The sequence below is a fragment of the Enterovirga sp. genome (assembly GCF_028290205.1).
In the GTDB taxonomy this organism is placed as follows: domain Bacteria; phylum Pseudomonadota; class Alphaproteobacteria; order Rhizobiales; family Beijerinckiaceae; genus Enterovirga.
In genome coordinates this window covers 1-8197 of record NZ_JAQGKF010000216.1, presented here as the reverse complement: position 1 = coordinate 8197, position 8197 = coordinate 1, and the positions used below count along the sequence as shown (strand labels likewise).

Annotated in this window: 4 protein-coding genes and 1 pseudogene; 1 reads left to right on the top strand and 4 read right to left on the bottom strand. The window is 71.3% G+C overall.

Going from position 1 to position 8197, the window contains the following annotated elements; translation table 11 throughout:
- A partial coding sequence (locus JWR86_RS15020; protein ID WP_299567048.1) for a hypothetical protein occupies positions 1–445 on the top strand: 445 nt, incomplete at its 5' end.
- A gap of 25 nt (positions 446–470) precedes the next feature.
- On the opposite strand, the gene JWR86_RS15015 is transcribed toward JWR86_RS15020, so the two are convergent.
- The 4 genes and pseudogenes from JWR86_RS15015 to JWR86_RS15000 form a co-directional block, all read right to left on the bottom strand.
- Positions 471–887, bottom strand: a complete 417-nt coding sequence (locus JWR86_RS15015; protein ID WP_299567047.1) for a group III truncated hemoglobin — start codon at positions 885–887, stop codon at positions 471–473.
- 7 nt (positions 888–894) lie between these two features.
- The gene (gene typA / locus JWR86_RS15010; RefSeq protein ID WP_299567046.1) at positions 895–2721 is read right to left on the bottom strand and encodes a translational GTPase TypA; all 1827 of its coding nucleotides are present in this window, start codon (positions 2719–2721) and stop codon (positions 895–897) included.
- A 165-nt stretch (positions 2722–2886) separates the two neighbouring features.
- Complete coding sequence (locus JWR86_RS15005; protein WP_299567045.1) at positions 2887–7704, bottom strand: NAD-glutamate dehydrogenase; 4818 nt, start codon at positions 7702–7704, stop codon at positions 2887–2889.
- A 114-nt stretch (positions 7705–7818) separates the two neighbouring features.
- Positions 7819–8197, bottom strand: a pseudogene (locus tag JWR86_RS15000) (hypothetical protein); the annotation flags it as partial.

Sequence of the window (8197 nt, the reverse complement as noted above, 5' to 3'; positions counted from 1 at the left end):
CGACATGGCCCGCCTGACGAGGTGGCTCGCCGCCGCCATGGCGGTTTCGGTTCTCGCAGCGTGGCCCGCCAGGGCACAGGTCCGCAGTGACGACGAGCTGCGGCGGTTTCTCGTCGGCACCTGGCGGGGGCACCATGTGGAGCCGACCGGGACGCACCGGTGGCGCCGGATGGTGGTGGGCGCAGACGGCCGGGTCGTGACCGACTTCAAGACCTGCGTGCCGTTTCCGAGGCGGCCCTGCGGGGCGGAGCCGGCGGAATGGAGCGAGCCGCTCGAGACCGCCGGGACTGCGCGACGCGTCACCGATCGCGAGTTCACGCTCACCCGGCATTGGCTGCCGCCCTTTTCGCCGCTGACCACCCGCTATTCGCTGCTCGGCTCGGACAGCATTCGCATGGAGGCCGAGGACCCGGGCTGGTCGGAGGAGTACCGTCGCGAGCGCTGAGCCCGCGGCCGGGAGGCGGCCCGGCTTACGGGTCCGAAGGGGAGCCCGGCTCCGTGCGCTTCGCCGCGGCGAGCGGTGGGCGGAAGAACAGCCCGGCCTGCAGGCTGTCGCCGATCAGGACGGCGCGGGCATGCACGGCTTCTGCCAGCGGGGGGACGAAGATGGCCCGGCAGCTCTCGTCGAAGAGCTGCAGCCAGCGCCCGAACAGGGCGGGGCTGATGCCCTCCACCCGGGTGTGGACCGCAAAGGGATTGCCCTGGTAGCGGCCAGTTTTCAGCAGGACCGATGACCAGAAATCGGCGATCCGGGCCATGTGGCCCGGCCAGTCCGCGTCCGAGATTGCCCGGCCGAACACCGGGCCGAGCTCGGGGTCGCGGCGCACCTCGCCGTAGAAGCGCTCCAGCAGGGCCGCGATCGCGGCCTCGGAGAGCTCCGTCTGCAAGGCGCCCTTAGGCGGCTGCGTCGCGGGACCGCTCGGCGCGCTTGCGGTCGTTGGGATCCAGCACGGCCTTGCGCAGCCGGATCGATTTCGGCGTCACCTCGACCAGTTCGTCGTCCTGAATCCAGGCCAGCGAGCGCTCCAGCGTCATGCGGATCGGGGGCGTCAGCCGCACGGCCTCGTCCTTGGACGTGGTCCGGATGTTGGTGAGCTTCTTGCCCTTGAGGACGTTGACCTCGAGATCGTTGTCGCGCGTGTGGATGCCGATGATCATGCCCTGGTAGACCTTCCAGCCGGGCTCGATCACCATCGGGCCGCGATCCTCGAGGTTCCAGAGGGCGTAGGCCACCGCCTCGCCATTGTCGTTCGAGATCAGCACCCCGTTCACTCGGCCGGTGATGTCGCCCTTGTAGGGCTCATAGGCCTTGAACAGCCGGTTCATGATGGCGGTGCCGCGGGTGTCGGTCATCAGGTCGGCCTGGTAGCCGATCAGACCGCGCGTCGGGGCGTGGAAGACGAGCCGCAGGCGGTCGCCACCCGACGGCCGCATCTCGATCATCTCCGCCTTCCGCTCGGACATCTTCTGCACGACGACACCGGAATGCTCCTCGTCGACGTCGATCACGACCTCTTCGATGGGCTCCAGCATCTCGCCGGTCTCCTCATCCTTCTTCATCACGACACGCGGGCGCGACACTCCGAGCTCGAAGCCCTCGCGCCGCATGGTCTCGATCAGGATGGAGAGCTGAAGCTCGCCGCGGCCGGAGACGAAGAACGAATCCTTGTCCTGGCTCTCCTCGATCTTCAGCGTGATGTTGCCCTCGCCTTCCTTGAAGAGGCGGTCGCGGATCATGCGGCTCGTGACCTTGTCGCCCTCGGTGCCGGCGAGCGGCGAATCGTTGACGATGAAGGACATAGTGACGGTCGGCGGATCGATCGGCTGCGCCTGGATCGGGATCTCGACCGACGGATCGCAGAACGTGTCGGCGACCGAGCCCTTCACGAGCCCGGCGATGGACACGATGTCGCCCGCCTCGCCGACCTCGATCGGCTGCCGCTCGATGCCCCGGAAGGCCAGGATCTTCGAGACGCGGCCGGTTTCGACGACCTTGCCGTCGCGGTCCAGCACCTTGACGGTCTGGTTCGGCTTCACGGTGCCGGAGGCGATGCGGCCGGTGATGATGCGGCCGAGGAACGGGTTGGCCTCGAGCAGCGTGCCGAGCATCCGGAACGGCCCCTCTTCGACCTTGGCCGGCGGCACATGCTGCAGCACGAGGTCGAACAGCGGCGCGAGGCCCTGGTCCTGCGGGCCTTCCGGCGAGGTGGCCATCCAACCGTTGCGGCCCGACCCGTACAGGATCGGGAAGTCGAGCTGATCGTCGGTCGCGTCGAGCGCCGCGAACAGATCGAACACCTCGTTGATGACCTCGGTCGCGCGGGCGTCGGGCCGATCCACCTTGTTGATGGCGACGATGGGCTTGAGGCCGATCTTCAGGGCCTTGCCGACCACGAACTTGGTCTGCGGCATCGGCCCCTCGGCCGCGTCGACCAGCACGATCACGCCGTCGACCATGGACAGGATGCGCTCCACCTCGCCGCCGAAATCGGCGTGGCCGGGCGTGTCCACGATGTTGATGCGGGTGTCCTTCCAGACGACCGAGGTCGCCTTGGCCAGGATGGTGATGCCGCGCTCCTTCTCGAGATCGTTCGAGTCCATCACGCGTTCGGCGACGCGCTGGTTCTCCCGGAACGATCCCGATTGGGACAGGAGCTTGTCCACGAGCGTCGTCTTGCCATGGTCGACGTGGGCGATGATGGCGATGTTGCGGAGGTTCATGGAAGGTCGCTCAGCACGGCAGGCCCCGGGTCGGAGGACGCGGGGCGCGGCGGCATGTCGTCGGATCGGCTGCTGCGCTGCACATAGGGGATAGAGGCGGATTCGGCAATGGCAGCCCGCCAGCCCAGCGAATCGGGGGGTCGGCCGGGGCGGGCGCCGCTCGGCTCAGGCCTTGGCCAGGTCCCCGATCAGGCTCGCGGCCACCGTCATCTTGGACACCGTGAGGCCGGAGGCCACGATGGCGTCCACGGCAGCGCGAAGGCGGTCGGCTTCGGATCCGCGCGTCGCCCGCCAGGCGGCGAGGGCCTCGGACGCCGGCACCGCCCCTTCGGCTGGCCCGGCCACCACCTCGGAGGTGAGCCGCCGATGCGCCTCGGCCACGGAATCCACGGCGCGGTCGCGGGCCAGGCGGTCGTAATGGTCCGGCACCGGAATGGCGCGCGCGGCGTCTGCCAGGTCCCCGAGTCGGAACAGGGCGCCCAAGGCGTAGTGGATGGCGGCCACGTCCGGGATGGCGCGCCCGGTGCGGCGCGCCACCAGCACGATGTCCGGCGCGGCTTGCAGGTCGGGCAGCGAGGCGAGGCGGCGGCTGAGCTCGGCCGGCACCCCCTCGCCGACCAGGGCCCCCGTCCGGTCGGCCCAGGCTAGCCGGGCGGCGTCCGGCAGGGCCGTCTCGAGCGCGGCGGCCACCTCGGCGAGGCCGGCCCCATACTGGCCGACCACGTCGTCGAGGGGGCGGGCCTTGAAGTCGACGTTGCGGATGAACCACACGATGCGGGACAGCATCAGCTCCTGCAGCGAGGCATAGAGCGCGAGCTGGCGCTCGCCGCCGATGCGGCCGTCCAGCGCGTCGATGCCGAGCGACAGGTCGGTCAGGCCGAAACTGTCCCGTGTCGCCGCATAGGCGGCTGCGATGGTGGCCGCGTCGGCGCCCGTGTCGTCCACAAGGCGCGTAACGATGGCCGGGCCGCCGCGATTGACGATGGCGTTGGCGAGCTGGGTGGCGATGATCTCGCGCCGCAGCCGGTGGCCGGCGACCGCATCCGGAAACCGGTCCCGCAGGGCGGCCGGAAAATACCGGTCGAGCTCGCGGCCGAGATAGGGGTCGTCCGGCACGGTGGAGGCCAAGAGCTCGTCATGCAGGGCGAGCTTGGCATAGGCGAGCAGCACCGCCAGCTCCGGCCGCGCCAGGCCCTGGCCGGCCAGGCGCCGGGCCGCGAGCACCGCCTCGTCCGGCAGGAACTCGATGGCGCGGTCCAGCCGGCCCTGGCTTTCAAGCACGCTCATGAGCCGTGACAGAAAACCGAGATCGCCGGCTCCACGTCGCTGAGAGAGCGAAATCGCGAGCGTCTGCAGGTAGTTGTTGCGCAGCACCAGCGCCGCGACCTCGTCGGTCATCTCGCGCAGGAGCGCGACCCGGCTCGCGTCGTCGAGCCGGCCGTCGCGGGCGGGCGCCGCCAGGGCGATCTTGATGTTCACCTCGACGTCCGAGGTGTTCACGCCGGCCGAGTTGTCGATGGCGTCGGTGTTGAGCCGCACGCCGGCGCGCGCGGCCTCGATCCGGCCGCGCTGGGTCATGCCGAGATTGGCCCCCTCGCCGACCACCTGGGCGCGGATCTCGGCCCCGGTGATCCGGATGGGATCGTTGGCCCGGTCGCCCGCCATGGCGTCCGTTTCGTCCGCCGCCCGCACATAGGTGCCGATGCCGCCGAAGAAGAGCAGCCCGACGGGCGCGCGCAGGATGGCGCTCATCAGCTCGGCCGGGTTCATCTCCGCTTGCGTGAGGCCGAGGGCGGCCTGCGCCTCGGGCGAGAGCGCGATCGACTTGGCCGAGCGCGAAAACACCCCGCCGCCGGTCGAGATCAGCCCCTTGTCGTAATCCTGCCAGCTCGACCGCGGCAGCCCGAACAGGCGCCGGCGCTCCTCCCAGGCGAGTTCCGGCTCGGGCTCGGGGTCGATGAAGATGTCGCGGTGATCGAAGGCGGCCACGAGCTTCAGCGTCTTCGACAGCAGCATGCCGTTGCCGAACACGTCGCCGGACATGTCGCCCACGCCGACCGCCGTGACGGGCGCGCTCTGGATGTCGATGTCGATCTCGCGGAAGTGGCGCTTCACCGCCTCCCAGGCGCCCCGGGCCGTGATGCCCATGGCCTTGTGGTCGTAGCCGACCGAGCCGCCCGACGCGAAGGCATCGCCGAGCCAATGGCCGCGCCCGAGCGAGATGGCGTTGGCCACGTCCGAGAAGGTGGCCGTGCCCTTGTCGGCCGCCACCACGAGATAGGGGTCGTCGCCATCGTGCCGGACCGTGTCGGCCGGGTGGATCACCTCCTGGCCCTTCAGGTTGTCGGTGAGGTCCAGCAGCGTGCCGACGAAGAGCCGATAGCTCTCCGTGCCCTCCTGCATCCAGGCCGCCCGGTCGGAGGCCGGCGGCAGCAGCTTCGGAAAGAAGCCGCCCTTGGCGCCTACCGGCACGATCACGGCGTTCTTGACCTGCTGTGCCTTCACGAGGCCGAGGATTTCGGTGCGGAAATCCTCGGGCCGGTCGGTCCAGCGCAGGCCGCCGCGGGCCACCTTGCCGAAGCGCAGATGCAGCCCCTCGACCCGGGGCGAGTTCATGAAGATCTCATAGAGCGGCCGCGGACGCGGCATCCCGTCGACGCGCGCGGCGTCGAACTTGAAGGCGATCACCGTGGGCGGCAGCCCGTCCGGGCCGATCTGGAAGAAGTTGGTCCGGACCGTCGCCTCCATGAGGTTCAGGAACCGGCGCAGGATGCGGTCGTCATCGAGGCTCGTGACGGCGGCGAGCCGGGCCTCCAGCTCGGCCACGGCCTCGCTCTCGCGGGCGGCCCGCCCCTCCTCGGCCTTCGGGTCGAACCGGGCCTGGAACAGCCGGACGAGACCGGCCACGAAGGGCCCGTGCCGGGCGAGCACGTCGGCCAGGTAGTCCTGGCTGTAGGGCACCGTGATCTGGCGCAGGTAGCGGCCATATGCCCTGAGCAGCGCGGCCTCGCGCCAGCCCAGCCCGGCCTCGACCACGAGCTGGTTGAACCGGTCGGATTCGGCGAGGCCCCGGAAGATGGCCAGCAGAGCGGCTTCGAGGCGCCCTTCGACGCTCGCGATGTCGAGATCGGCTCCCGTGGCGCGGTCCAGCGCCATGTCGTGCAGCCAGGTCCGGTCCTCGCCTTCGGGTCCGATCCGGTAGGTCCGCTCGCTGACCACCCTGAAGCCGAGGCGCTCGAGCAGCGGCACCCGGTCGGAGAGCGGCAGCGGCGCGCCGCGCGAGAACAGCTTCAGGTTGACCCGGCTCGCCGGCTCGCCCTCGCGCCGGTCGATGTCGACCGCGCGCGGCCGGGCCTCGGACAACTGCTCCAGCCGCCGGATGTCGCCCAGCGCCACGGCCGGCGCGAAAGCGTCCCGGTAGGCGGCTCCGAAGGCGCCCGCATAGCGGGCCGCGAGCGCGCGGGCCGGCGGGCCCCCGACCGTGTCGGCCAGCGCCTCACCGAGCCGGTCGGCCCAGGTGCGGGCGATCTCGGCAATGCCGGCTTCCAGCGTCTCGCGGGCGATCTGCGGGGTGGGGTCGCCGTCGCGACCGATGATGTAGTGGATGCGGGCGAGGGCGCCCTCCGGCTGGGCCGGGTACACGGCCGAGACCCGGCCGCCATAGCTTCGGGCCAGGAAGGCGCCGATGCGCTGACGCGTGCCGGCATCGTCGTGGTCCTTGCGGATGTACACGATCGCCGAGACGTAGCGGTGGTGCCGGTCGACTCGGCTCAGCACCCGAATGCGCGGATGCTCGCGCAGACGCAGGAGGTCGAGGCCGAAGCCGTACAGGGTGTCGTCGTCGAGCTGGAACAGCTCGTCGCGCGGGATCTCGTCCAGGGCCTCGACGAGGGTGCGGCCGGCAAAGCTCTTCGGGTCGAAGCCGGCCCGGGCCAGCACGCGTGCCACCTTGCGGCGCAGATAGGGCGTCTCCGGGGCCGGGGTCGCGTAGGCCGAGCCGGTGAACAGCCCGACCATGGCGAGTTCGCCCCAGAGCCGGCCGGACGGCGAGAACAGCTTGGCCGCGACGTAGTCGAGATAGGCCCGGCGCAGCACGCGCGAGCGCACGCTCGCCTTGGTGACGATGAGGGCTTCAGGCCGCTCCAGGAAGGCGCGGATCTCCGGCGTGATCGGGACGAGCTGCCCGCCCCGCTTCAGCACCTGGACCTCGGGATCGCGCAAGAGGCCCAGTCCCGACCCGTCCAGCGCCACCGGCGCGCCGTCGCCGTCCGGAATGCGCGAGGCCCGCATGCCGAGCAGCGTGAAATGCGGCTCCCCAAGCCACTCCAGGAAGGCCTGGGCCTCCCCGCGTTCCTCCTCCGGCAGGGGCGGAGGGTTGCTGCTGTACTCCTCGGCGAGGCCGGAGAGCTGCTTCTGCATGGCGGCGGCGTCCCGGGCCACGGCGGCCACGTCCGCATAGCTGCGCCCGAGTTCCGCGATCAGGGCGGCGCGCGCGCCGTCGTCGTCGATGCGGTCGAGATGGATGTGGATCAGGCTTTCGCGGCCCGCCGCGCCCGTCTCCCCCGTCGTGCTTTCCCCGGCGAGCCGGGTCAGGACGCCGTCCGGCCCGCGTTCGACGGACAGGATCGGATGGGCGACCAGAAGGGGCTCGAAGCCTCGGTCGACCAGCTCGGCGAGCGTCGAATCGAGCAGAAAGGCCATGTCGTCGTTGACGACGTCCAGAATGGTGAGCTCGCGGGGCCGCCCGTTCCGCTCGACGGAGACGTCGGACAGGTGCAGGGCCGGTTGCCCGGCAGGCCGCGGGCGCCGCAGCGCCTCCTCGGCGCGGTCGGCGAGCCGGTTCAGCACCTCGTCCGAATAGGGCTGCAGATCCTCCGCCGGGACGCGGCCGAACAGCAGGGGCCGCAACGCGGCCTCGCGGCTCTCCGAGCCCGGGGGCACGGGGCCCTCCTCGCCGGTCAAGCTCGTCGGATCCCTGTCCATCCTCGACCCCGGTCGGCGCGCTCCCGCGACGGCTGTCGCGAGGCGCTTGCCATAGCACGCCCGGGCAACGTGTGGAGCCCGGGGTGGAACGCGGCCCGCGCTCCGTCGCTCAGGTCAGCGCAGCGTTGGCAGAGGAACGACGGCCGGCCCGCGGAAGCTGTCAGCCGGAAGATTGTCGAGCTGGGCGGAGGAGAAGGAGCTGCGGACCCGGGCATCCGGAGCGCCGGCCAGCGCGCCGGCGGCGAGCGGCTGGACCCGGCTGCGCGCCGTTGGGACCTCCGCCCGGCGCGCCGCGCCGGTAGGCGTCGCGGCGGCATTGAACAGGCTGCGCAGGGCGGCCTTTTCGTCGAGCGCCACAGTGGCCGGGCTCGGCCGGGAGGGCGGCCTCATCTCGCCAGCAGGCGCAGCCGTCTGGGCCGTGCTGGCCAGGGCAGCGCGCGCGGCCGCGGGCCGGAGCGTGGCAGCCGGGGGCTCCCCCCGGGACAGCGCCGCG

Excerpts from the sequence above, each read along its gene's own strand:
- typA (WP_299567046.1), bottom strand. The coding sequence starts at position 2,721 with ATGAACCTCCGCAACATCGCCATCATCGCCCACGTCGACCATGGCAAG.
- JWR86_RS15005 (WP_299567045.1), bottom strand. The coding sequence starts at position 7,704 with ATGGACAGGGATCCGACGAGCTTGACCGGCGAGGAGGGCCCCGTGCCC.